The sequence below is a fragment of the Corynebacterium sputi DSM 45148 genome (assembly GCF_000427865.1).
Taxonomy (GTDB): Bacteria; Actinomycetota; Actinomycetes; order Mycobacteriales; family Mycobacteriaceae; genus Corynebacterium; species Corynebacterium sputi.
Genome location: NZ_ATYV01000004.1, coordinates 105,567 through 128,371 on the forward strand (window position 1 = coordinate 105,567; position 22,805 = coordinate 128,371).

Consider the following 22,805-nt stretch of genomic DNA (forward strand, 5'->3'; position numbering starts at 1 on the left):
CGCTGCTAGTCCTCCTCAGTCACAAATACCGCTGCCGCGGCCATCCGCGCAGCCGTGACGCACACGTGAACCAGCGGATGGTCAACCTGCCCCTCGAGCGCGGGGCACTCAACCCTCATCCAGGGAAGGAACTCCGCCTGCGACTCGACGCTGCTGAATCGAGCAGGGGAGGTCAGAACAATTGTCCCCAACGGTAGCACTCCGCTGGACCCCACTGGATCATCGAACATCGGGTCATGGAAGATATCCGGCGCCGCCGAGGTGAGTGCGGGTCCGGCTCTGAGGACGTCGGAGAGTTCCGTCGCTAGCGCCGCACGGCCGCAATCCAGCAGCCACGCCGTGCAGAGTTCAGCAATCGGGGCCCAGCTTCCGCCGTCACCGGCGATAATTACCGACCTGTCTCGCATCCAGCGAGAGAGTTCCCACGCCGGATTAACAGTGCGATCTCGTTCGGGAGAACACGCGACAGACTCTAATTCGACGGTGTCTGCGACATCCGACAACACTCTGGCCGGGGCAATACTTGAAACTCCTGCGCAGGTCAGAGCAGCCAAGCATGTTCCGAGGTATCCACTGAATGATCCGACTTCGCTCATCGCGGGGCGTGGCACCAGCACGGTGTCGTAGGACATCGCAGCTCGGACCGGACCGTCACCGGGATCCACCAAGACGGTCGATGCTCCCCTACGGCCGGCCTCCGCCAGAGCGAAACCGCAATACTCATCGCCAGGATCGTCGGTCAGCACGATCACTAGATCTAGCGTTCCCACGAAGCTCGGCAACGACCGGGCCACAGTGATCGGTGCACGGGCATCGGTGGCCAAAGACACAGTTGCCCGAGCGGCAATTCGGGCGCGCGCCTCGTTGACGACGATGACGACACTGCGCGGCATCGGCAGTTCATCGAACATGCCCTCTGATGCGGCAGTCGCAGCCGCGCGCAAGTTAGGTCCTTCCGCCGCGGCTAGGAGGTGGAGGCTTCGAGTGTCCATGGGGGCAATTCTGCCTGCACCTCGCGACGGAGGTGTGATCAGGCCCGGATGATGGCGAGGATCTCGTCGGTAAGCGCCGTGACCTCTTCTTCGGTGGGAGCCTCAACGTTGAGACGCAGCAGCGGCTCGGTGTTAGAAGCACGTACGTTGAACCAGGCGGGGCTGTCGCACACCCCGATGGTCAGACCATCCAGGCGGTCCGCGGCTCGGGTACGGCCGGCGAATGCGTTCGCAACGGCTTCCTGGCGGTCCTGCTGAGCTGCCTCGTTGGCCAGTCGGGAGTTGATCTCGCCGGACTGTGCGTAGGTGTCATACTTGGCCATCAGATCGCTGAGCGGACCATCGGTCTCTGCCAACGCATCGAGCACGTGCAGCGCGGCGAGCATTCCCGAGTCTGCGTTCCAGAACTCACGGAAGTAGTAATGGGCAGAGTGCTCACCGCCGAAGACTGCCTGGGTGTCTGCCATACGCTGCTTAATGAATGAGTGGCCGACTCGCGTGCGCACGGCGATTCCGCCCATGTCCTGCACTAGTTCCGGCACAGCCGCAGAGGTGATGAGGTTGTGGATGATCGTGGCGCCCGGCTCTTCTTCCAAGTAGCGCTCGGCGATCAATGCACAAATAGCGGACGGGCTGACCGGCTTGCCCTTCTCATCAACGACGAAGCAACGGTCTGCATCACCATCAAAGGCAATACCAAGGTCAGCACCCTGCTCGACGGTGAACTTCTGCAGGTCCACCAGGTTCGACGGCTCCAGGGGGTTCGCCTCGTGGTTCGGGAAGGATCCGTCCAATTCGAAGTACAGCGGACGCAGGTCAACCAGGTCTTCCAACACAGCCGGTGCGGTCAATCCACCCATGCCGTTGCCTGCGTCAACTGCCACGACAAGGTCGCGGGTCGGTGCAATGTCCACCAGCGACAGCAAAAATGCGGCGTATGCGCCCAGCATGTCTGCCTCGGTGATATCTCCGGTAGGACCTGCATACTCCGGGACTCCGTCGACAAGCATGTCCTTGATGTCGGCAAGGCCGGTGTCCTGGCCAATCGGACGGGCCTCATTGCGGCACATCTTGATGCCGTTGTACTCGGCCGGGTTGTGGCTCGCGGTGAACATCGCGCCAGGGGCGTCCAGCACGCCAGAGGCGTAGTAGAGCTCGTCAGTGGAGGCTAGTCCGATGAACGTGACGTTCAGCCCCTGGGCCGCTGCACCTTCGGAGAACGCCCTAGCGAGCTCCGGAGAGGAGTCCCTCATGTCATGTCCCACGACCGCGGAGGAGGCTCCCTCCTCACGCATGATGCTTCCGAATGCTGCACCGGTGTCCCGCATCAGCTCGGCATCGATGCCGTCGCCGACTACTCCCCGAACGTCGTAGGCCTTAATGACCTTGTCGATGGCGGCGCGATCACGCTTCGTCATTCACTGCTCCCGGAAATCTTGGGGGTCCACTGCGAACCCCGGCAACGTCCGGGAATCTTACTCGGTCAAGGGCTCGTCAGGGTCCGGTACGACATGAAGATGGTGTCGCCCGGTTCGACGGTGCCGGCCCGGAGCCGGTCGATGCGCCGATGGGTGGCGTGCAGCATCCGGCTCGGCGGGCCCCTCATCCCGCAGAACCAGGCCCGTAGCGTTGCGTCCGGCCTCGCGGACGGCCTCCGCCAGCGCGGTCAGGTCTTCATCATCGCCAGCGACAGGAAGGTCGTAACGGACCAGTTCCCATCCCCATGGAGCGGTGATGCGGTGGGCGTGGTTTTCGCACAGATCCCAGCTGTGCGGCTCCGCAGCAGCAGCAAGGGGACCTACGACCGCGGTCTGATCCGCGTAAGCATAGGTCAGCGTGGCGACGGCAGGCTTGCCGCAACCGGGACGGGAGCATCGACGAAATTGACTCACGCCCGAAAGTCTAGACCGACACTTGAACCTTTGGCACCCCAGGGCCGACAATGCCCGGTCGGGTGCCCTAGAGTTCGAAGAATGAACCCTTCACGCCGCGCCGACCGACGCGGCCGCGGTATGCGCGGCCCACTGCTGCCCCCGGAGACACCCCGGTGGAGTAGCCGGTCCGAGGCCTTCGACCAGGCAGTTCTGGACGCGTACGCACCCATCGAGGAACAGTTCCACTCGAGGTTGACCCACCTGGATATTGCAGTGGATACCGTCCCTCGGATGCGGCTGCGCCCGGGGGATCTACTCCCCCCAGAGATCGCTGCCGATGGCCCAGTAGCCCTGGGCCGGCTCATTCCCGCAGGTGTTGACCGTGCAGGTCAGCCGACTCGGCCGCGTTTAGTCGTTTTCCGCCGTCCGATCGAACAGCGAGCTAGTACCGCGACCGACACCGATGAGCTGCTCACCCACGTGCTGACTCAGTTGGTGGCCGCTCATTTGAACATCAATCCTCGGGATATCGATTCCACCTGGGATCCTGAAACTTTCGGATAGTGCAGCCCTGGCCTTCGCGGCCACGGGCCCTGCACTAACCGAGCTTCTTCTTCAGGCGCCTGCGCTCACGCTCAGACAGACCGCCCCAGATTCCGAAGCGCTCATCATTAGACAAGGCGAATTCCAGGCATTCATCGCGGACACCGCAGGCACGACAAATCCGCTTGGCCTCACGTGTTGACCCGCCTTTCTCCGGAAAGAAGGCTTCTGGGTCAGTCTGCGCGCACAGCGCCTGCTCCTGCCAATCCTGGTCCACGGCGTCAAACAATCCCGGTAGGTCCCCTGCCCAATCGGCCAAGGGTCGAATGTGTTCACCAGCGCCGGAGCCGTTGCCGACATCTCGGCCGTACACGCTGGAGTCATCCATGCACTTGGCCTCCTGTCAGTTCAGTCCTATGGCAATCGGCCCCGGAGCCAACCTCCAGCGTACGGAAGTTGGCCACAGTCAGGGTGGAGCCGGAATGACCTCCACCAGACCTCAAATTACATAGTTGTAATTAGACACGCGCAGGGCTCCCCGGTCAAGCGGCAATTAAAGTTTGCTACACCTATTCCGGGTGACAATTCCTAGTGATCAATCAGGATGATGCTCACACATCAGTGGAGAATCGAATTCCGCCATCCGGAATAACTACTCCCGGCCAGACTCGGGCGCCACTAACGAATTCGCAGCGTGCGCCGATATCTGCACCTTCGCCGATAACTGCATCTCGGATTACTGCACGGGGCCCAATGGTCACGCCTTCGGCGATAATGGACCGCTCGATGACGGCGCCGGCTCCGATCTTTACACCGTCAAAAAGAACTGTCGTATCCAGGCGCGCACCAGCCCCAACTTCGACTCCTCGCCCGACAACGGTTCCGCCGTAGAGCAGTGCTCCACCTCCAACAGAGGCGGATTCATCCACGAGAGACTCGCCATGTGCGCCCTCCAGCAGAGGAGAAGGTGCGATGCCACGGACCAGATCAGAGGAACCGCGGACGAAATCTGCCGGGGTGCCCATGTCACGCCAGTAGGCATTGTCCACGTGACCGAACACATCCGCACCACGCTTGAGCAGTTCCGGGAAAACTTCCCGCTCGACGCTGACCGGCCGTCCCTCCGGAATGGCTTCGATGATCTCGCGACGGAAGACGTAGCAACCGGCGTTGATCTGATCGGTCGGCGGGTCCTGAGTCTTCTCTAGGAACTCGAGCACTCGTCCGTCGGCATCAGTGGGAACGCAGCCGAAGGCGCGCGGGTCCGGAACACGGACCAGGTGCAACGTCACGTCCGCCTCAGAGGACTCGTGCGTCTGCAGGATTCCGCCGAGATCGGTGCCACCGAGGACGTCGCCGTTGAACACCATGATGTTCTCGTGGCGCAGCTTCGGCAGGACGTTGCGGATGCCACCACCGGTGCCCAGCGGCTCTTCCTCGAAGACGTACTCAATCTCGAGTCCCAGATCGGATCCGTCCCCGAATTCGTGCTCGAATTCCTCGGCCCGGAATGACGTACCGAGCACCACGTGAGTGATTCCGGCTGCCTTGATTCGGCCTAGCAGGTGCTTGAGGAACGGCGCACCTGCCGTAGGAAGCATCGGCTTCGGTGTATGCACCGTCAGAGGGCGAAGGCGGGTGCCTTTTCCTCCGACGAGGATCACCGCGTCCGTGCGGCCTGCGAGATCACTCATGTTTACCTCCGGGTCATGCTCGGTGTGTCCGCGGCGTTCCGCGGCTTTTCCACTTGCCGCGGAAAGTCGCGGATCGGTGGCATTAACGGGTCAACCTTAGCTAGATGGGATCAGCGGGTGGACCGCAGAGTCCCGATTGCCAAGATCAATCGGACGCGGAGCCACAGCCCCGCCTTAAGCGCCCAGCGCACCGGTGCACGTCCGGGACCTGGCAGCCGGTCGGACATGAAACGGTAGGCAGATTCGTGGTGTGCCATCAGCGTGCGCTTGCGGTACTGCTTCGCTGAATGGCCCTGATCGTGGCGAATCACCGATGTTGGGCAGTAGACATTCCGCCATCCGGCGCGGCCAAGCCGGTCACCGAGATCAACGTCTTCCATGTACATGAAGTACCTGCTGTCGAACCCGCCGACGGAGTCGAAAGCCTGCCGGTCTAAGAGCAGGCACGAGCCGGAGAGCCAGCCAGCGTCGCGCTCACGGTCCATGTCGGAGTCGTCACGGTAGCGGCGTGAAAACGGGTTCTTCGGCCAGATGTCCGCAAGCAAGGCATGGCCGGTTCCGCTGACAAGTTCTGGGACTGCTCGAGCTGAGGGGTACGTTGACCCGTCCGGCTCTTCGATGCGCGGGCCCACTGACCCGGCGCGAGGTATCCGGCCAGCGCAATCCAGGAGCGCTTCGATCGCTCCGGGGTCAAAGGTCACGTCAGGATTCACCAGCAGCACGTAGTCGTCGCGCACTTCCCCGCGCTCGCCCATGCGTGCCAGTTCAGCGATGCCTCGATTGGCGGCGCCGCCATACCCGATGTTGCCTCCGGTCGGCACGAGGATTACCCGGTCATCGGACGCGGCAACCTCTTCGGGTACTCCGTCGACGGAGCCATTGTCCGCAAGGATCAGCACGACGTTGTCCGGCAGCGACTCCACCAGCGCCGGTAGATGCCGTCCCGGTGAGTACGTCACCGTGACGATGCCGAGGGGAAGCTCCCCGTTGTCTTTCCCAGTCCCTCTGTTCACCCGGGACAGCCTAGGCCAATCCGCGGCGCAGGCTGCTCCGCCACTCCGGAAGTGGGGTAAAACCGGCGTCTACCCATGCTGAGGCATCCAGCACTGACCATGCAGGTCGCGGTGCCGGGGTTGGGTAGTCCGCGGTTGTGCACGGCAGGACCCGGCCCGGATCGGCTCCGACGACCTCGAATACTTCCTGGGCGAAGTCGAACCACGTCGCCGCCCCGGTTCCGGTCAAGTGGAACGTTCCTGGGATCGGTCGTGTGGAGAACTCCATAAGTCCATCGGCTAGGTCGCTGACCCACGTCGGGTTTCCCCACTGGTCGTCGACCACGTTGAGGGTGTCGCGTTCGCGTTCTAGGCGCAGCATCGTAGAGACGAAGTCTTTCTCGTGTCCGTTCCACACCCACGCAGTCCGCACGATTGCGGCGTCCGCACTCGACTGACGTACCGCCTGCTCCCCGGCAAGTTTCGACCGTCCGTAGACGGTCTCAGGGTCGGTGGGGTCGTCAACGTGCCACGCTTCCCGACGCGCCCCTCCCCCGAACACATAATCCGTCGACAGGTGCACGAGGAATGTTCCCGAGCGGGCACATGCCTCCGCGAGGTTGGCTGCTCCTTCCTCATTCACAGCGAAAGCACCCTCGGGATCAGACTCGGCGGCGTCTACTGCGGTGTAGGCTGCGCAGTTGATAAGAACGTCTGCTGCTGCGATTTTTTCGTCGGCGAGGACTGCATGCCGATCCGTGATGTCGAGGTCCCGGCGCGTGAATCCGGACACTCCCCGGGCTGCCAGAGCCTGCCCGAGCTGCCCCGATGCTCCGACCGAGACAACGGCGGGATGCGACATGTTGCACTTCCTTCACTAAAATCGATGAGATAGCTACAGGTATCACAGATCAGGTGTGCCTTTTAACCGTCATTCCTAGGAGGTCACCTGCAGTGAGCGAGTCGCCACAACGGTCCCGCCAGACGCGACCGGCAGCGCAGCGGCAACCCCGCCGACCAGCCCTCACGCAGGCACTTCCGGTGCCGCTGCGAGGTGCGATCATCCTCGTCTCGGCCCTGTGCCTCATCATCGGTGCAATTGGTTGGAACACCGTCGGACGAGTGGCCGGTGGGCTCAGCACCGGCGGTGAGTTCTCCCTTGGTGGGGACAACCAAGACGGCGCTACCGACATTCTGCTCGTCGGATCGGACTCTCGCGCGGACGCGCAGGGTAACCCGTTGGCGCAGGAGGAGATCGACATGCTCCGCGCCGGCGAGGAAGACGTCACGAACACCGACACGATCATGGTGATCCGTGTTCCCAATGACGGCTCGTCGGCCACGGCCATCTCCATTCCTCGTGACACGTATGTCTCCTACCCCACTCTGGGGAACACGAAGATCAACGGTGTCTACGGCGCGGTGAAGCTCGATGCTGCCGAGCGACTGGAGTCCGAAGGGTTCCCGGAGAACGAGGTGGAGACGCTCTCGACTCAGGAAGGCCGCCAGGCGCTGATCGACACCGTCGCGGAACTGACTGGCGTCGAGGTCGACCACTACGCTGAGGTCGGACTGCTGGGATTCGTGCTGCTGACCGATGCCATCGGCGGCGTCGACGTGTGCCTTAATGACGCCGTTTACGACGAATTGTCCGGTGCCGACTTCGACGCAGGCGAGCAGACTCTCAACGGTCCAAATGCGCTGTCCTTCGTCCGCCAGCGATACGGTCTTCCCCGTGGTGACTTGGATCGAATTACCCGTCAGCAGGTATTCATGGCGTCCTTCGCCAACAAGATGCTGTCGGCAGGCACTCTTTCCAGCCCTGCGCGACTCAACGAGCTAGGTGGCGCCGTTCAGCGTTCGGTGACCCTTGACTCTGACTGGGATGTCATGGGCTTCGCGACCCAGATGCAGGGCCTGACCGGCGGAAATGTCACCTTCGACACCATTCCAGTGACGAGCATCGACGGCGTCGGCGATTTGGGTGAGTCTGTCGTAACGGTCGATCGCGGCCAGGTGCACAAGTACTTCGAAGATCTCGTTGCCGAGGAAGAGGACGAAATTCCGGCTGAGGACGAAGAGCATGAGGCACCGAACGGCGAGAGCTTCAACCCCTCTGAGACCACCGTCAGCGTGTTCAACGCAACGTTCAATGATGGTCTGGCAAGTCGAGTCTCGGACGTGATCACCGCTGAAGGCTTCGGTGTCGGCGATGTCACCAACGCTGAGTACTCCGGTGTCAGCATGAGCCAGGTCAACGCCTCTGACGTTGATGACCCCGCTGCCCAGGCTATCGCTGAACAGCTCGGCGGACTTACCGTGATTTACGATCCGTCGCTTCCCGACGGCTCAGTCTCCGTCACCCTCGCCGGTGACTACAACGGGCCGGGCCTTTGGGAGGGCTACGACCCGAACGCTGAGTTCGTCGAGGAAGAAACTCCAGTCGACTCCGGCGGAACCGGTGAGATCGTCGGCCAGGAAGGCATGGCGATTGAGGAGCCGGTCACCGAACAGATCGATGCTGGCGGCGATGGACCGCGCTGTGTGAACTAGCCCGCTTGCGGCCCAGCCGCACTCCGGTCTGGTCGCACACCAGATAAGAGCAAAGACCCCGATCACCGAGTAACTCGGTGATCGGGGTCTTTGTGACGCTTGGGGGCGTCGAGAGGCGATTCTTTATGCGCGGTACAGCAGCAGGGCGTCGCCCTGTCCGCCGCCACCGCAGAGGCTGACTCCCGCGCGGCCGGAGCCACGACGAGCCAGTTCCATGGCGGCGGTGAGGGTCAGGCGGGCGCCGGAGCAACCAACCGGGTGGCCGAGGGCGATGGCGCCGCCGTGGATGTTGCAACGGTCTGCCGGGTAGTCGAGCTCGCGCAGCGACTTGATGGCGACTGCGGCGAAGGCCTCGTTGATCTCGATGAAGTCGAGGTCTGAGGCCTTCCAGTCAGCGCGGGACAGCGCGGCGTTCAGCGAGTCGGACGGCTGTGCGTGCAGGGAGTTGTCCGGGCCGGCGACCTGTCCGGAAGCACCGACGACGGCGAGGAACTCCAGGCCGCGCTCCTCGGCGTAACGACGGGTGGTGAGGACCAGCGCGGCGGCGCCATCAGAGATCGGCGATGCGTTCGCTGCCGTGATGGAGCCGTCCTTGACGAAGACCGGGCGAAGCTTGCCCAGGGACTCCGCGGTGGTGTCCGGGCGGATGCCCTGGTCGGTGTCGACGACGATCGGCTCACCACGGCGCTGCGGGATCTCGATGGGGGCAATCTCCTGAGCGAAGATGCCGTCTTCCTGAGCCTTGGCTGCGCGCTGGTGGGATGCGGCGGCAACTTCGTCCTGCTCGGCGCGGTCAATGCCGTAGTCACCCAGGGGGCGCTCGGTCAGCTCGCCCATGGTGCAAGCATCGAAGGAGTCGACGAGTCCGTCGCGGTTGAGGGAATCCTCCAGCTCCAGGGAGCCGTAGGCCTTGCCCTGGCGCACGCCGCGAGCGACGTGTGCCGCGTTGGTCATGGACTCCATGCCGCCGGCGACAACAACCTCAGCGTCACCCAGACGCAGCATGCGCGAGCCCTGGATGACAGCGGTCAGACCGGAGAGGCAGACCTTGTTGACGATTTCTGCGGTGGTTGCCCACGGCAGTCCTGCCTTGATGCTGGCCTGACGAGCCGGGTTCTGACCGGCGCCGGCCAGGACGACCTGGCCCATCACGACACGGTCGACGGCCTCCGGGGACACTCCGGAACGCTCGACGGCTGCGCGGATGGCGTGGGCTCCGAGGTCAACCGCCTCGAGGGACGCCAGCTGGCCGAGAAGCTTGCCCTGCGGGGTTCGTGCTCCGGTGAGGATGACGACATCGTCGGGACTTGCTGCGGGGATCGCGCTCATGGGGTACTCCTGTTGTCGTTCTGTCGGGACGCCTGAGTCGACGCCACCCGATATCAGTGATGATTCTATCTACACCTGTCAACCCAGCGAGTGGTAAATCGCATTCTTTCACCAACTTTGACGGTCGGCGCCATGTCTGCTCGCCCCGATCTCAGACCCAACCAAGGATCCGTGGAGCCATTTCCCGCATCTCGACCTTGCGGACCTTGCCGGACGTGGTCATGGGGAAGCCGTCGACAACGTGCACATACCGAGGGATCTTGTGCCGACTGAGTTTTCCGCGGGAGAACTCGGCCAGGTTCTCAGCTGTGAGAGGCTCATCCGGATCTGCGAGCACGACCCACGCCATGATCTCCTCTCCGTAACGATCGTCCGGGACCCCGATCACCTGCGCGTCTCGAACGTTGGGGTGAGTGAAAAGGAATTCCTCGATCTCTCGCGGGTAGATGTTTTCGCCACCGCGGATGAGCATGTCCTTGATCCGGCCAGTGATTGCCACGTAACCGTCCTCATCCATCGCTCCGAGGTCGCCGGTATGCATCCAGCCGTCCTCATCGATGGCTTCGGCGGTCTTCTCCGGGTGGTTCCAGTAACCCTTCATCACTGAGTAACCGCGGGTAAGCATCTCGCCGGATTCGCCCCGCGGTACTGTCTGCCCGTCTTCGTCGACGATTCGCACTTCCAGATGTGGATGGACCAACCCCACAGTGTTTACCCGCTTGTCCAGAGGCGAGTCCTTGTGCGTCTGCATGGACACCGGAGATGTCTCGGTCATTCCGTAGCAAATGGCGATTTCCTCCATATTGAGGTGCTCCATCACCTGATGCATCGTCTTCGACGGGCACGACGTGCCTGCCATGATGCCCGTGCGCAGCGTCGACAGGTCATACGGAGAGCCATACTCCTCGTGGTCGTGGGCTTCTTCCAGCATGGTGATGAACATCGTCGGAACGCCATACAACGAAGTGGCCCGTGAGGAATGCACAGCCTTGAGCGTCTCCCGCGCCTTAAAGGTTGGGCCTGGGATGATTACTGCACCTCCATGACTGAATGTTGCGATAGTTCCCAGCACCATCCCGAAGCAGTGGAAGAACGGTACCGGCAGGCAGACACGGTCCTTTTCTGTGTAACCAAGCAACTCACCGATGAAGTAACCGTTGTTGAGGATATTGCGATGGCTAAGAGTCGCGCCCTTGGGAAAACCGGTGGTTCCGGAGGTGAACTGGATGTTTGCGGCATCATGGTGGTCAACCTCTGCGATTGCGGCAGAGAGGTCATCCACATCGTGGTGAACCTTGTCGAACCACTCCGGTAAGCCGAAGTAGACGATCTCCTCCAGCTCCACTCCGCGCTGCTTCCTCGCTTCAGTGAGCATGGAGCGGTAGTCGGAGTCCTTGTACCTGCGGGCTGCGAACACGCAGCGCACGCCGACTTTTTCCAGGACGTAGTTCAGCTCATGCTGGCGATAGGACGGATTGATATTGACCACCACCAGTCCCAGCAAGTGGCAGGCGTACTGGACGATGATCCATTCCCACCGGTTGGTTGACCAGATACCAATGCGGTCGCCATTGCGATAGCCGGCATCATGCATTGCCGAAGCCAATCGCAGGACCTTGTTGTAAAGCTGCTCGTAGGTGAAGGTCACGTCCGCGTAGACGTCGACAATCGCGTCTCGTCCTGGATGCTTCTCCACCATCGCCCGCAGGTTCGCGGCCAGTGTTTCCTCACGCAATGGCGCGACTCCCTGGTCGATGCCGGGACCATAGACGTGCGAGAGGGCATTGCCGTTCTCATCAACCGCCGTTCGGCCGTAGGAGGTGGGGACGGTCTGGACCTGGGTCATGTCGGACATTGTCATTCTCCTTGGGGTGTAGCGGCGCGGGTTCGGCGTTCGATGGCCTGTGCCTGGCGGAACAGGGGTTCGTCGACCATGCGGCCGTCGAATCGGAATGCGCCTCGATTGTTCTCTGCTTCGGCCAGTAATCGTCTGGCCCAGTCAGCCTGGTCGTCGTCGGGTCGGTATGCCTCGCGGATCACCGGCACCTGCGAAGGATGAATGCACACGGTCGCCCCATAGCCACCGGCTGCGGCATCCAGCGCTTCCTCACGTAGGCCGGCGGTATCGGGGATATCTAGATACACCGAATCCAGTGCCGTTTTGCCGAAGGCACCGGCGGCGAGATGGACCCGCGAACGAACATGCTTCACGACGTCCCGATACGTTCCATCAGCCCGGCGCGACGAGGACCCTCCCAGTCCCGCAGTGAGATCTTCAGCTCCCCACAGCAGCGCTACGACGGGCGCTGCCTCGGCGATTGGCTCTGCTGCCACGGCACCCTTCGGGGTTTCGACCAGAGCAATCACGAGGTAGCCCTGCAGCCTCGTGACCTGTTCGGTGCTCTCAGTCTTGGCGAGCATGACCAGGGAGTATCCGCTGGCTGCGAGGGCTTCGACATCAAGGTCGAAATCCTCGGTGTCAGCCGGATTGACCCGGACAATCGTGCGATCAGAGTCAAGGTCACTGTCGATGACGTGCTGGCGTGCGGCTGCTCTGTTCTCGGGTCGGCAGCCGTCCTCCAGGTCGAGGATGACGCAATCAGCGGCAGCAGCGGCTTTACTAAACCGCTCAGGACGGTCGGCTGGGCAGAACAAAATCGCTGGCCCCGGTGGGATCCAGGCAGTCATGAGGGGTCTCCATCTGAGTCGCGCCCGGCTGGATCGCACTGGACGAGGGTTGTGCGGGTAGCCCTGCAGACGATCTCGTCGTGCTGGTTCCGGCCGATGTGCTCCAGTTCGACAATTCCCTGCCCCGGGCGCGATCCGCTGAGCCGCTTCGAGGTGCATACCGTTTCTGCATAAAGGGTATCTCCGTGGTACATCGGCGCCGGGAAGGAAATCGCCCCGAATCCAAGATTCGCGACAATCGTGCCGAGAGTGAGCTGGGAGACAGACAGCCCCACCACCGTGGACAGGGTCCACATGGAGTTGACCAGCCGTTCACCGCCAAAGCCCGGCTGCTGGGATGCCCAGTGTGCGTCGAGATGCAGGGGCTGGGTGTTCATCGTCAGGGTCGTGAACATCACATTGTCGGTCTCAGTGACGGTTCGACCCGGACAGTGCAGATACCGCACACCCTCGGTGTATTCCTCGAACCAGAGGCCGCGTTGGGTGATGACGGGGGCGTCGGGAAGCGAATCTTGTGTCATTTCCTACAACCCCAATCCGCGAGCGATGAGCATGAGCTGGACCTCGGTGGTGCCTTCGCCGATCTCCAGGATCTTCGAGTCGCGGTAGTGACGGGCGACGCGGTACTCGTTCATGTAGCCGTATCCGCCGTGGACCTGCGTGGCATCGCGGGCATTATCCATCGCAGACTCAGACGACAGCAGCTTCGCGATGTACGCCTCCCGGCGATAATCGACGCCCTTCATCATCTTCGCTGCTGCGTCGTACCAGGCGGTGCGGGCAGCATGAGCGCGTGCCTCCATGCGGGCAATCTTGAACGACACTGCCTGATACTCAGAGATGGAACGGCCCATCGACTTACGTTCCTTCGCGTACTTCACTGATTCATCGACGCATCCCTGCGCGACTCCAGTGGCAAGGGCTGCGATGGCGATACGTCCCTCCGCCAGGATGGACAGGAAGTTCGCGTAGCCGCGGCCACGCTCACCAAGCAGGTTCTCCTTCGGCACTCGCACGTCCTTGAACGTCAGCGGGTGGGTATCGGAGGAGTTCCAGCCGACCTTGTCGTAGGCCGGCTCCGCGGTGAACCCTTCAGTGCCAGCGGGAACAATGATCGTGGAGATCTCCTTCTTCCCGTTCTCCTTCTGGCCGGTGACGGCGGTGACGGTGACCAGCGAGGTGATGTCGGTTCCGGAGTTGGTGATGAATTGCTTGCTGCCGTTGATGATGAAGTCGTCGCCGTCCTCTCGGGCAGTGGTGCGGGTGGCTCCAGCGTCCGATCCTGCTTCTGCTTCGGTCAGGCCGAAACCGCCCAGGGCCCGGCCCGTCACCAGGTCCGGCAGCCACTTCTGCTTTTGCTCTTCAGTGCCGAAGCGATAGATCGGCATAGCACCGAGTCCGACACCTGCCTCGAGGGTGATCGCCGTGGACTGGTCGACGCGGCCGAGCTCCTCCAGCGCGATGCACAGCGAGAAATAGTCGCCGCCCATGCCGCCGTATTCCTCCGGGAAGGGCAGACCGAACAGGCCCATCTCCCCCATCTGCTTCACCACGTCATAGGGGAACTGATGGTTGCGGTAGTTCTCCGCGGCCACCGGATCGACAACGTTATCGGCAAAGTCGCGGACGACCTTCTGCAGTTCGAGGTACTCGGAGGGAAGGACAGCGGTGTTGAGGTCAGTCATGGTGTTCTCCTTGGTTCGTGTTATTCGTTGTTCTCTGCGGTGACTTCGGCCAGCAGCTGACCTGAACCCACCTGGTCTCCGGCGGTGACGGAGAAGGTCACTTCACCTGCATGTGGGGCGCGCAGGGTGTGCTCCATCTTCATGGCCTCTACGACAAGGACGGCATCACCTTCTTCGACGTGGGCGCCGTCCTCCACTGACACTGCAATGACCGAACCGGGCATCGGTGAGCGCAGTTGGCCGTCTCCGGCCTCTGCATCCGCGGCCGCTCGAATGCGCGCACAACGGCGCAGCGACCAGGCCTGGCCGCTGTCTGCGGTGACCACCCAGTACTCGCCGGTGACCGAGACCGACCACCGACGGCTGACCCCGTCGATGACGGTGCGATCGCTGTTGACCGAGGCACTGTGGGGCTCTCCCCCATCGATGACGACGGCAGCGGCCTCCGGCGTTCCAGTGACTTCCACAGTCACGTCGCCCTCCCACCGCAATGTCGTGGCGACGGGGCCAGAGGGCCTCCATCCGTCCGGGGTCTGCCAGGGTGAGGCGGAGTCAGCGCCGCCGGCGGGCCATCGAGAGTTCAGATCATGCATCGTGGCGGCGATGAGTGCCTCGTCAGGGATATGAGCAGCGACGAAGTCACCGGCGACCCGATCCAGCAGTCCAGTGTCGAGGGCTCCGGCGACGACCTCTGGCACATTGATGAGATACCGGCAAAAGTCGGTATTCACTCCGACCCCGGCCACCACGGTTCCCGCAAGTGCAGCATCCAGCCGAGCCAACGCCTCGGCGCGGTCGGCGCCGTGAACGATGACTTTCATCAGCATCGGGTCGTAAAGAATACTGATCTCTGAGCCGTCAGTGATGCCGGAATCCACCCGAACTCCAGATCCGGCGGGTTCAACCACGTGCTGTACGACGCCTCCGGTCGGCAGGAACCCTGCCGCCGGGTCCTCCGCGTAGATCCGAGCCTCGATGGAATGCCCGGTAAATTTCACGTCCTCCTGCGATAGCGGGAGCTTCAGTCCCCGAGCAATGTCGAGTTGGATCGCCACCAAGTCCAGTCCGGTGATTTCCTCCGTCACTGGGTGCTCAACCTGAAGGCGGGTGTTCATCTCCATGAAGTAGAAGGTGTCCGGCTCATTTGCCGGGACGATGAACTCCACGGTGCCAGCACCGACGTAACCCACAGAGCGGGCCGCATCGCACGCTGCCTGGCCGATGCGGTCGCGGGTCGCCTCATCAAGAAGCACGCTCGGTGCTTCCTCGATCACCTTTTGGTGGCGGCGCTGCAGCGAGCACTCGCGCTCACCTGCGTGGATGACCGTCCCGTGGCTGTCAGCGAGGACCTGGACCTCGATGTGCCTCGGGGTGTCTACGAAGTGCTCGAGAAAGAGTGTGTCATCGCCGAAAGCACTGGAGGCTTCGCGGCGTGCGGTGCGGAGGGCGTCGGGAAGCGAATTCGCGTCGTCGACGCGGTGCATTCCCTTGCCTCCACCACCGGCGGATGGCTTGATGAGAACGGGAAAGCCAATGCCCGGCGCGGCGTCAATGAGGTCCGCGTCGCTCAGGCCTGGTCGGGAGATACCCGGAACGGTGGGCACACCACGCTTCTCGACGGCCTCGCGCGCAGAAATCTTGTCACCCATCGTCTCGATCGCGCTAGCGGGTGGACCCATGAAGATGATGCCAGCGTCTGCGCAGGCCCCAGCAAACGCTGCGTTTTCCGAGAGGAACCCGTAGCCGGGGTGGATAGCCTGAGCACCCGTGCGCGCGGCGGCGTCGATGATCTTCTCCGCGACGAGGTAGGACTCCCGTGCTGGGGACGGGCCGATGTGCACCGCCGTATCCGCCAGGTGCACGTGCGGTGCGTCGCGGTCGGCGTCGGAGTAGACGGCGACAGTGCGAACTCCCTGCTCGTGGAGGGTGCGGATGATGCGGCAGGCGATCTCGCCGCGATTGGCAACGAGAACTGTGTCGATGTAATTCATGTGATTCTCCGTGGCCTTTTCGCTACATCCGGAAGAGGCCGAAGCCCTGGTGTCCGGCAGTCTCTGGCAGGGGCTTTCCGGAGGCGACGTCCAACGCCATCCCCAGCATCCGGCGGGTGTCGGCGGGGTCGATCACACCGTCATCCCACAGTCGAGCGGTCGAATACCAGCAGCTGGACTGCTCCTCGAAGGTCTCGCGGACCGGACGCTCAAAGTCCTCCTGTTCCTGCTCGGACCACTGCCCACCGGTGCGCTCAATCTGATTGCGACGAACGGTCGACAGCGTCATCGCTGCCTGCGGTCCACCCATCACTGCGATGCGCGCATTGGGCCACATCCACATGAACCGCGGCGAGTAGGACCGGCCGCACATGGAGTAGTAACCGGCGCCGAACGCTCCACCGATAACGACGGTGAACTTCGGAACCCGCGTCGATGCGACGGCGGTGACCATCTTCGCGCCGTGTTTGGCGATGCCGCCGGACTCGTACTCACGACCAACCATGAATCCGGTGGTGTTCTGCAGGAAGATCAAGGGGATTCCGCGCTGGTCACACAGTTCGATGAAGTGCGCACCTTTCTGCGCGGACTCAGCGAACAACACGCCGTTGTTGGCGATGATCCCGACCTTGTGTCCGTGCAACGTCGCGAAGGCAGTAACCAGCGATGTTCCGTAGTTCGCCTTGAATTCCTTGTAGTCACCGCCGTCGACGAGGATCTCGATGACTTCGTGGACGTCGTAAGGCTGTTTCGGGTCCACCGGAACCACGTCGTAGAGGTCCTTCTGGTCGCGCGACGCCGGGGTGCTTTCCCCCACGTGCCATGCAGGCGCTGCTGGCTGCGGGAGCGTGTCGACGATGCCTCGCACAATCGCCAGCGCATCCTCGTCATCATGAGCCAAATGATCGACGACTCCGGAGACCTTCGCGTGTAGTTCTCCTCCACCGAGCTCCTCAGGGGTGACGTCTTCGCCGGTAGCGGCCTTCACCAGCGGCGGACCGGCGAGGAAGATCGTGCCCTGGTCACCGACGATGACAGTCTCATCCGACATCGCCGGAACGTAAGCGCCACCGGCGGTGCACGACCCCATTACTGCAGAAATCTGCGGTACCCCACGGGCAGACATGTTGGCCTGGTTGTAGAAGATCCGCCCGAAGTGCTCCTTGTCGGGGAACACTTCCTCCTGGCTCAACAACATTGCGCCGCCTGAGTCCACTAGGTAGATGCACGGCAGATCGTTGTCATCCGCTATTTCCTGCGCCCGAAGGTGCTTCTTCACGGTCACTGGGTAATAGGTACCGCCGGAAACCGTCGCGTCATTGGCAGCGACCATGCATCGTCTGCCATTAATGAGGCCGATACCAGCAATAATGCCCGCCGCCGGCGCTGCATCTCCATACATGCCGTTGGCCGCAAGAGGCGCGAACTCAAGAAAAGGGCTGCCAGGGTCCAACAACTCAGTAATGCGGTCCCGCGGGAGCAATTTGCCTCGCTCCATATGGCGGGCGCGAGCCTTTTCAGATCCTCCCTGTGCAGCGAGCGCCAGCCTGTCACGGAGGTCTCGGACCAGCCCCTCGTGCTGCTCCCGATTTGTTGTCGCCATCAGTTCCCACTTCCGTGAATTAACATTAACTAACCGATATGGGGCCAGATTAACGTGACGCAGGACACACGGCAAGAGTTTGTTCCGAAAATGAAGATGGCAAGGAAAACAAAAGCCAGACTCCAGGCGTTTACGCCGAAAACCATTATCGGCATGCGAGAGAGGCTTTTCGACGCAGCCCGCGCCGCCGCAGACGCCATCGGCTACGAAGGCGCCGGCACCGTGGAGTTCCTCGCGGACGCCAAGGGTGAGTTCTTCTTCCTTGAGGTCAACACCCGACTTCAGGTCGAGCACCCAGTCACCGAGGCAACCACCGGGCTGGATCTGGTGGCGTTGCAGCTCTCGGTCGCTGCTGGGCATCCGCTCCCCTCCCTCGAGCCCCCAGAGGCGCTCGGTTGGTCGGTGGAGGCCCGCCTCTACGCCGAAGATCCTTCCAATGAATACCGGCCGATGTCCGGAAACCTCACGGCACTGGAATTCGACGATGTCGTCGCTGAATTCCAAGGTCCGGGTTTCCCAGGTATCCGCCTCGACACCGGCGTCGACCCCTCGCCGGGTGCTCCTGCGCATGTCGGCGTGCACTACGACGCAATGCTGGCGAAGGTTATCTCTTGGGGGCAGACCCGTGGTGAAGCAGTGGCCCGTTTGGCAGCGTCGCTGCGCCGCGCCCGCATCCACGGTCTCGACACCAACCGCGCATTACTGGTCCGGATTTTGGAGGACCCGGAGTTCTGCTCCGGTGACTTCGACACTGGGTTCCTGTCCGGGGATCGGTTCGAGGCTCTCACCGAGCCGCTTCTCGACGCCTCCGCCACCTCCCTCAGCTCCATTGCCGCAGCAGCAGCTCTTGACGAGATCGCTGGTGCCTCCGGGCCGCTGTCCAACTTCCCGCTCGGCTTCCGCAATGTCGGCACCTCGTCTTCCTCTCGTCGTTTCCTGTTGGGCGAAGAAGAAATCACCGTTGCTTTACGACGTTCCCGTTCCTCCACCGTCGCCGCCGACGACCCGGAGATCAGCATCGAGTCCGTCGATGTGGTTCCCACCGCCGGCGGTGCCGCCAAAGCCACTGTCCGTATCAACCGGGCCGGGCTCAACCGAGTTTTCCGAGTGCAGTTGCACGCAGACGGCTCACTTGGGGTCGACTCCGGACTCGGCCCGCTGTCCCTGACCGTCCTGCCTCGCTTCGAAGACCCGGCTGACGCAGTTGCCGAGGGTTCTCTGTTGGCACCGATGCCAGGTTCGGTCACTGCCGTACACGTTGCAGTCGGAGACACCGTGTCCAAGGCCGACATCCTGCTGTCGCTCGAGGCCATGAAGATGGAGCACGGCATCCGGGCCGGCTCAGACGGTGAAGTCACCGAACTAGCCGTGTCCGTCGGCGACCAGGTTGAATCCGGCAAGGTCCTCGCAGTGGTCGAATCCGGCGCTTAACGCCTCATCGACCTGCACACACAACACCTCACAGACACACCACTTTCTCAAGGAGAGAACATGTCCAATCCCCTGAACTTCACCGAGACCTCCGAGCACCGCGACCTACGTAAGGCGGTGGCCGGCGTTGGTGAGAAGTACGGCGCGAAGTACATGTATGCCAAGGCCGACGAGGGTGAATACCCGATGGAGCTGTGGAAGGAAGCCGGCGAGCTGGGCTTCATCGGAGTGAACCTCCCAGAGGAGTACGGCGGCGGCGGTGCAGGCATCACTGAGTTGGCAATTGTCCAGCGCGAACTGGCCACCCATGGCGCTCCGCTGCTGATGCTGGAGGTCTCCCCGGCCATTATCGGCACGATCATTAACACTGCCGGTACTGAGGAGCAGAAGCAGCGCTGGCTGCCGGGTATCGCCTCCGGCGAGTACATCGCAGCCTTTGGAATTACCGAGCCGGACGCTGGCACGAACACTCACAAGATCACCACCACGGCTCACATGGAAAATGGCGAATGGGTAATTAGCGGTCAGAAGACGTTCGTCTCGGGCGTGGACGTCGCTGACTCCGTTCTCATCGTCGCCCGCGTGAAAAACGAGGAGACCGGCAAGTACACCCCGGGCCTCTTCATGGTTCCGACCAACTCGGACGGATTCACCGCCCATCAGATCCCGATGGAAGTGAAGCTTGCCGAGTGGCAGTTCCAGTTGTTCCTGGATGAGGTGCGCATCCCCGAGGACAACCTCATCGGATCCTTAGACACCGGCATGACCCAGCTCTTTATGGGCCTGAACCCGGAGCGCATCATGGCAACTGCCATGGCCGTAGGCAGTGCTGAATACGCTCTGCGCATCGCCACCGAGTACGCCAAGACCCGCGCCGTCTTCGGCCAGCCAATCGGAGCCCACCAGGGAGTCTCCCACCCGCTGGCCCAGTGCCGGATCGAACTGGAGTTGGCGAAACTCATGGGAGAAAAGGCCGCGTCACTGTTCGACGCCGGTGACATCTTCGAAGCGGCAAACATGGCCAAGTATGCCGCGGGTGAGATCTCCGCGAAGGCACTGGACCAGTCCGTTCAGACCCTCGGCGGCAATGGCCTGACCACGGAGTACGGACTCGCGAGGATGTTCTCCGCGTCCCGACTCGGCCGGATCGCGCCGGTCAGCCGCGAAATGATTCTGAACTACGTGTCCCAGAACATGATGGGCCTTCCCAAGAGTTACTGATCCACTACCGACGAACTACCAGGAGACATCATGGCGATCCACTACACCACGCAGGGCGGCACTGCCCGCATCACGCTGAATTCCCCAGAGAACAAGAATGCGCTGTCCCCGCAGATGATCGAGGACTTCACCGACACCCTCACTAGGCATCTGAGGACGAATCAATCCGCACGATCATCGTCGACCACACCGGAAACACCTTCTGCGCTGGCGCAGACCTCAAGGCGGTCGACCTCAACGCAATCGAGGACACCGCTCGGTTGTTCATCGGCCTGCTGCACGGCATAGTCACGACGCCGAAGCCGGTTGTCGCCGTCGTCGATGGCAACGTTCGTGCCGGCGGCACTGGAATCGTCGCAGCCTGTGACATTGCATTTGCTTCTCCGAACTCCACTTTCGGCGTCACCGAGGCACGCATCGGCGTTGCCCCAGCGATGATCACGCTGACCCCGCTGCCGAAGGTCGACCCCCGGGCCGCGGCGTATCACTTGCTAAGCGCCGACACGTTCGGAGCCGACGAGGCACAGCGCATTGGCCTCATCACTGAGACAGTCGAGGATCCCACAGCGAGGGCTAATGCCTGGAGCACTGAGGCTCTCAAGTGCTCGCCGCAAGGCCTGCGCGAGACCAAATCGTTACTTAATCGTCAGTTACGAGAAAGTTTTGATACCCAATCAGATACTCTGGCAGCAAAGTCAGCCAGCCTGTTCCTCACTGAGGAAGCGATCGAGGGAATCTTCGCTTTCCGTGAGCGCCGGGAGCCTTCGAGGGCTGCGGTACCGTGACCCATGCACCGCTGCTCTTGGCTATCCCGGGCGCAGCTACACAGGTTGATGCAGTACCAGTATCCGCCTGATCAGGAAGGAACCGCATTTTGTCCAGGATGCCGAAGCAAGACCGCAGTCGGGAGACTAGGCAGCGACTGCTCGAGACGACCCTCCGCGTGGTCTCCGAACGCGGTCTGCATTCGATGACCATCGGACAGGTCGCGGAAGAGGCTTGCGTTTCCCGGGGCGCTGCACAGCACCACTTTCCTACCCGGGAGAGCCTGATCAAGGAGGTACTCACCTTCTTCTTCGAGCAGCGCAGAGACAGCCTGACATCATCGCTAGACGCACTGCACGAGGAGAAGGGTGAGATCGAGACGCTCGATATGATTCGCCTCGTCATCGCTTTCTTCAATGACAGCTCCTACAGCGCCGCGGTTCACGTCTGGTCCGCTGCTGCCAATGATCCCAAGGTCCGCGAGATCGTGCTGCCTGCTGAGGAGCTCATCTCCCGTTCGGTGTACGAGATGTCCGCGCAGGTCCTCAAGGCTGACCTCAGTGACCAACAGACGCGGCGCATGGTGGGAATGCTCTTGGACTTATCACGCGGATTGGGCTTATCGACGATGCTGATCGACAACCCAGACCACGCCGAGCGCATGGCTCAGGCTTTTGCTGTGGCGTTCGATCAAACCGCTAAACGCCTGAATTAATCGGCGCCCTGGCACCGCCGTGGGACCTACATCCCTAGGCCAGCTGCAGCCATCTCAGTGGCGAGGCGCCGGACTCGCTCCGGCCCCGCCCAACGGACCGTGTGCCGTGACGAGTTGATCAGGCCAGCGGCCAATTGCACCTTGATCCGGGCATCCTCACGATTGAGTCCCGGCTGAGCCGACCGCAAGGTGTCAATCCACATCTCCAAGTACTTCCGCTGAAGCGACCGAACCGTCTCTCGGGCTTCATCGCCCAGGTTCCGCCCCTCCCGCTCCTGCACCCGAATACGGTCCGGGTCAGTCACGGCGAAGTTCACGTGGAAGTCAATCAGCTCCCGCATGGTCTGGTCGGATCCCCAGCCTTCAATCTCAGAGCGCTTTACGACGGCTTCCGCGCCCGCCACCAGTCGCACCGAAATGTCGATGAGAATCTGCCCAAGGAGATCTTCTTTACCAGTGACGTACCGGTACAGTCCCGGGCCGCTGATACCGACCGCCTGGCCGATATCCTCCAGCCTGGTTGAGTGATAACCGCGGTCCGCGATAATCGCAGCCGCTGCGGTCAGGATGGCGGCGTGCCGTTGCTCTCGCACTTCAGCTCGTCGGTTCATGTGGTCATCTTAGCTTTAATTAGCCGCTGTTAACTGAACGTTGGTGAACTTTCCGCACAGTACGGTGCCGCCGACATGGCTCCAGAAACAAAAACCCGGCCCAGGCATGAAGCCTGTG

22 protein-coding genes are annotated in these 22,805 nt (G+C 62.1%); 7 read left to right on the forward strand and 15 right to left on the reverse strand.

Going from position 1 to position 22,805, the window contains the following annotated elements; all coding sequences use genetic code 11:
- Positions 1-5 precede the first annotated feature (5 nt).
- Genes YWU_RS14950 through YWU_RS0103520 form a run of 3 tightly spaced genes read right to left on the reverse strand, consistent with a single transcriptional unit; the run spans position 6 to position 2,884 of the window.
- A complete protein-coding gene (locus YWU_RS14950; RefSeq protein WP_156892701.1) occupies positions 6-992 on the reverse strand; it encodes a hypothetical protein in 987 nt (328 codons plus the stop codon).
- 38 nt (positions 993-1,030) lie between these two features.
- Positions 1,031-2,410 carry a phosphomannomutase/phosphoglucomutase gene (locus YWU_RS0103515; protein ID WP_027019377.1) on the reverse strand — a complete coding sequence of 460 codons (1,380 nt, stop codon included), beginning with the start codon at positions 2,408-2,410 and terminating at the stop codon, positions 1,031-1,033.
- Between the two features lie 57 nt (positions 2,411-2,467).
- Positions 2,468-2,884, reverse strand: a complete 417-nt coding sequence (locus tag YWU_RS0103520) for a DUF3499 domain-containing protein (RefSeq protein WP_027019378.1) — start codon at positions 2,882-2,884, stop codon at positions 2,468-2,470.
- An 81-nt stretch (positions 2,885-2,965) separates the two neighbouring features.
- Here YWU_RS0103520 and YWU_RS0103525 point away from each other — a divergent pair, with 81 nt between their 5' ends.
- Entirely contained in the window at positions 2,966-3,430 is a 465-nt protein-coding gene (locus tag YWU_RS0103525; RefSeq protein WP_027019379.1) for a metallopeptidase family protein, read from the forward strand.
- 34 nt (positions 3,431-3,464) lie between these two features.
- Here the strand turns inward: YWU_RS0103525 and YWU_RS14955 are convergent, their stop codons facing one another.
- The 4 genes from YWU_RS14955 to rfbD all read right to left on the reverse strand — a co-directional run bounded on the left by YWU_RS14955 (position 3,465) and on the right by rfbD (position 6,957).
- The gene (locus YWU_RS14955) at positions 3,465-3,797 is read right to left on the reverse strand and encodes a WhiB family transcriptional regulator (RefSeq protein ID WP_034646925.1); all 333 of its coding nucleotides are present in this window, start codon (positions 3,795-3,797) and stop codon (positions 3,465-3,467) included.
- Between the two features lie 223 nt (positions 3,798-4,020).
- Positions 4,021-5,103, reverse strand: coding sequence for a mannose-1-phosphate guanylyltransferase (manB, locus tag YWU_RS0103535; protein WP_027019381.1), 1,083 nt, complete (start codon positions 5,101-5,103; stop codon positions 4,021-4,023).
- A gap of 110 nt (positions 5,104-5,213) precedes the next feature.
- Positions 5,214-6,116, reverse strand: a complete 903-nt coding sequence (locus YWU_RS0103540; RefSeq protein ID WP_051259985.1) for a glycosyltransferase family 2 protein — start codon at positions 6,114-6,116, stop codon at positions 5,214-5,216.
- 10 nt (positions 6,117-6,126) lie between these two features.
- Positions 6,127-6,957 (reverse strand): dTDP-4-dehydrorhamnose reductase, encoded by an 831-nt coding sequence (gene rfbD / locus YWU_RS0103545; protein ID WP_027019383.1) that lies wholly within the window; start codon positions 6,955-6,957, stop codon positions 6,127-6,129.
- Between the two features lie 92 nt (positions 6,958-7,049).
- Between rfbD and YWU_RS0103550 the strand changes: the two genes are divergently transcribed.
- Positions 7,050-8,648 (forward strand): LCP family protein, encoded by a 1,599-nt coding sequence (locus tag YWU_RS0103550; protein WP_034646927.1) that lies wholly within the window; start codon positions 7,050-7,052, stop codon positions 8,646-8,648.
- A gap of 123 nt (positions 8,649-8,771) precedes the next feature.
- On the opposite strand, the gene YWU_RS0103555 is transcribed toward YWU_RS0103550, so the two are convergent.
- From YWU_RS0103555 to YWU_RS0103585, 7 genes are all read right to left on the reverse strand, one after another.
- Positions 8,772-9,977, reverse strand: coding sequence for an acetyl-CoA C-acetyltransferase (locus tag YWU_RS0103555; RefSeq protein WP_027019385.1), 1,206 nt, complete (start codon positions 9,975-9,977; stop codon positions 8,772-8,774).
- 151 nt (positions 9,978-10,128) lie between these two features.
- Entirely contained in the window at positions 10,129-11,823 is a 1,695-nt protein-coding gene (locus tag YWU_RS0103560) for an AMP-binding protein (protein WP_205618292.1), read from the reverse strand.
- Between the two features lie 11 nt (positions 11,824-11,834).
- Positions 11,835-12,665, reverse strand: coding sequence for an HpcH/HpaI aldolase/citrate lyase family protein (locus YWU_RS0103565; RefSeq protein ID WP_027019387.1), 831 nt, complete (start codon positions 12,663-12,665; stop codon positions 11,835-11,837).
- A complete protein-coding gene (locus YWU_RS0103570) occupies positions 12,662-13,186 on the reverse strand; it encodes a MaoC family dehydratase (protein ID WP_027019388.1) in 525 nt (174 codons plus the stop codon). Before YWU_RS0103570 ends, YWU_RS0103565 begins: the two co-directional genes overlap by 4 nt.
- A gap of 3 nt (positions 13,187-13,189) precedes the next feature.
- The gene (locus YWU_RS0103575; RefSeq protein ID WP_027019389.1) at positions 13,190-14,350 is read right to left on the reverse strand and encodes an acyl-CoA dehydrogenase family protein; all 1,161 of its coding nucleotides are present in this window, start codon (positions 14,348-14,350) and stop codon (positions 13,190-13,192) included.
- Between the two features lie 20 nt (positions 14,351-14,370).
- Positions 14,371-16,341, reverse strand: coding sequence for an ATP-binding protein (locus tag YWU_RS0103580; protein WP_027019390.1), 1,971 nt, complete (start codon positions 16,339-16,341; stop codon positions 14,371-14,373).
- A 22-nt stretch (positions 16,342-16,363) separates the two neighbouring features.
- Positions 16,364-17,944 (reverse strand): carboxyl transferase domain-containing protein, encoded by a 1,581-nt coding sequence (locus tag YWU_RS0103585; protein WP_034646929.1) that lies wholly within the window; start codon positions 17,942-17,944, stop codon positions 16,364-16,366.
- Positions 17,945-18,097: 153 nt separating this feature from the next.
- On the opposite strand from YWU_RS0103585, the gene YWU_RS14960 reads away from it, so the two are divergent.
- From YWU_RS14960 to YWU_RS14970, 5 genes are all read left to right on the forward strand, one after another.
- Positions 18,098-19,375, forward strand: a complete 1,278-nt coding sequence (locus YWU_RS14960; protein ID WP_051259986.1) for an ATP-binding protein — start codon at positions 18,098-18,100, stop codon at positions 19,373-19,375.
- Between the two features lie 60 nt (positions 19,376-19,435).
- Positions 19,436-20,596, forward strand: coding sequence for an acyl-CoA dehydrogenase family protein (locus tag YWU_RS0103595; RefSeq protein WP_205618286.1), 1,161 nt, complete (start codon positions 19,436-19,438; stop codon positions 20,594-20,596).
- A gap of 30 nt (positions 20,597-20,626) precedes the next feature.
- On the forward strand, positions 20,627-20,884 hold the full coding sequence (locus YWU_RS18550; protein WP_240484044.1) for a Clp protease/crotonase-like domain-containing protein: 258 nt from the start codon (positions 20,627-20,629) through the stop codon (positions 20,882-20,884).
- Positions 20,773-21,381, forward strand: a complete 609-nt coding sequence (locus tag YWU_RS14965) for an enoyl-CoA hydratase-related protein (protein WP_240484048.1) — start codon at positions 20,773-20,775, stop codon at positions 21,379-21,381. Before YWU_RS18550 ends, YWU_RS14965 begins: the two co-directional genes overlap by 112 nt.
- A gap of 98 nt (positions 21,382-21,479) precedes the next feature.
- A complete protein-coding gene (locus YWU_RS14970; protein WP_051259988.1) occupies positions 21,480-22,076 on the forward strand; it encodes a TetR/AcrR family transcriptional regulator in 597 nt (198 codons plus the stop codon).
- A 26-nt stretch (positions 22,077-22,102) separates the two neighbouring features.
- Here the strand turns inward: YWU_RS14970 and YWU_RS0103610 are convergent, their stop codons facing one another.
- Positions 22,103-22,687 (reverse strand): TetR/AcrR family transcriptional regulator, encoded by a 585-nt coding sequence (locus YWU_RS0103610; protein WP_027019393.1) that lies wholly within the window; start codon positions 22,685-22,687, stop codon positions 22,103-22,105.
- Between the last annotated feature and the right edge of the window lie 118 nt (positions 22,688-22,805).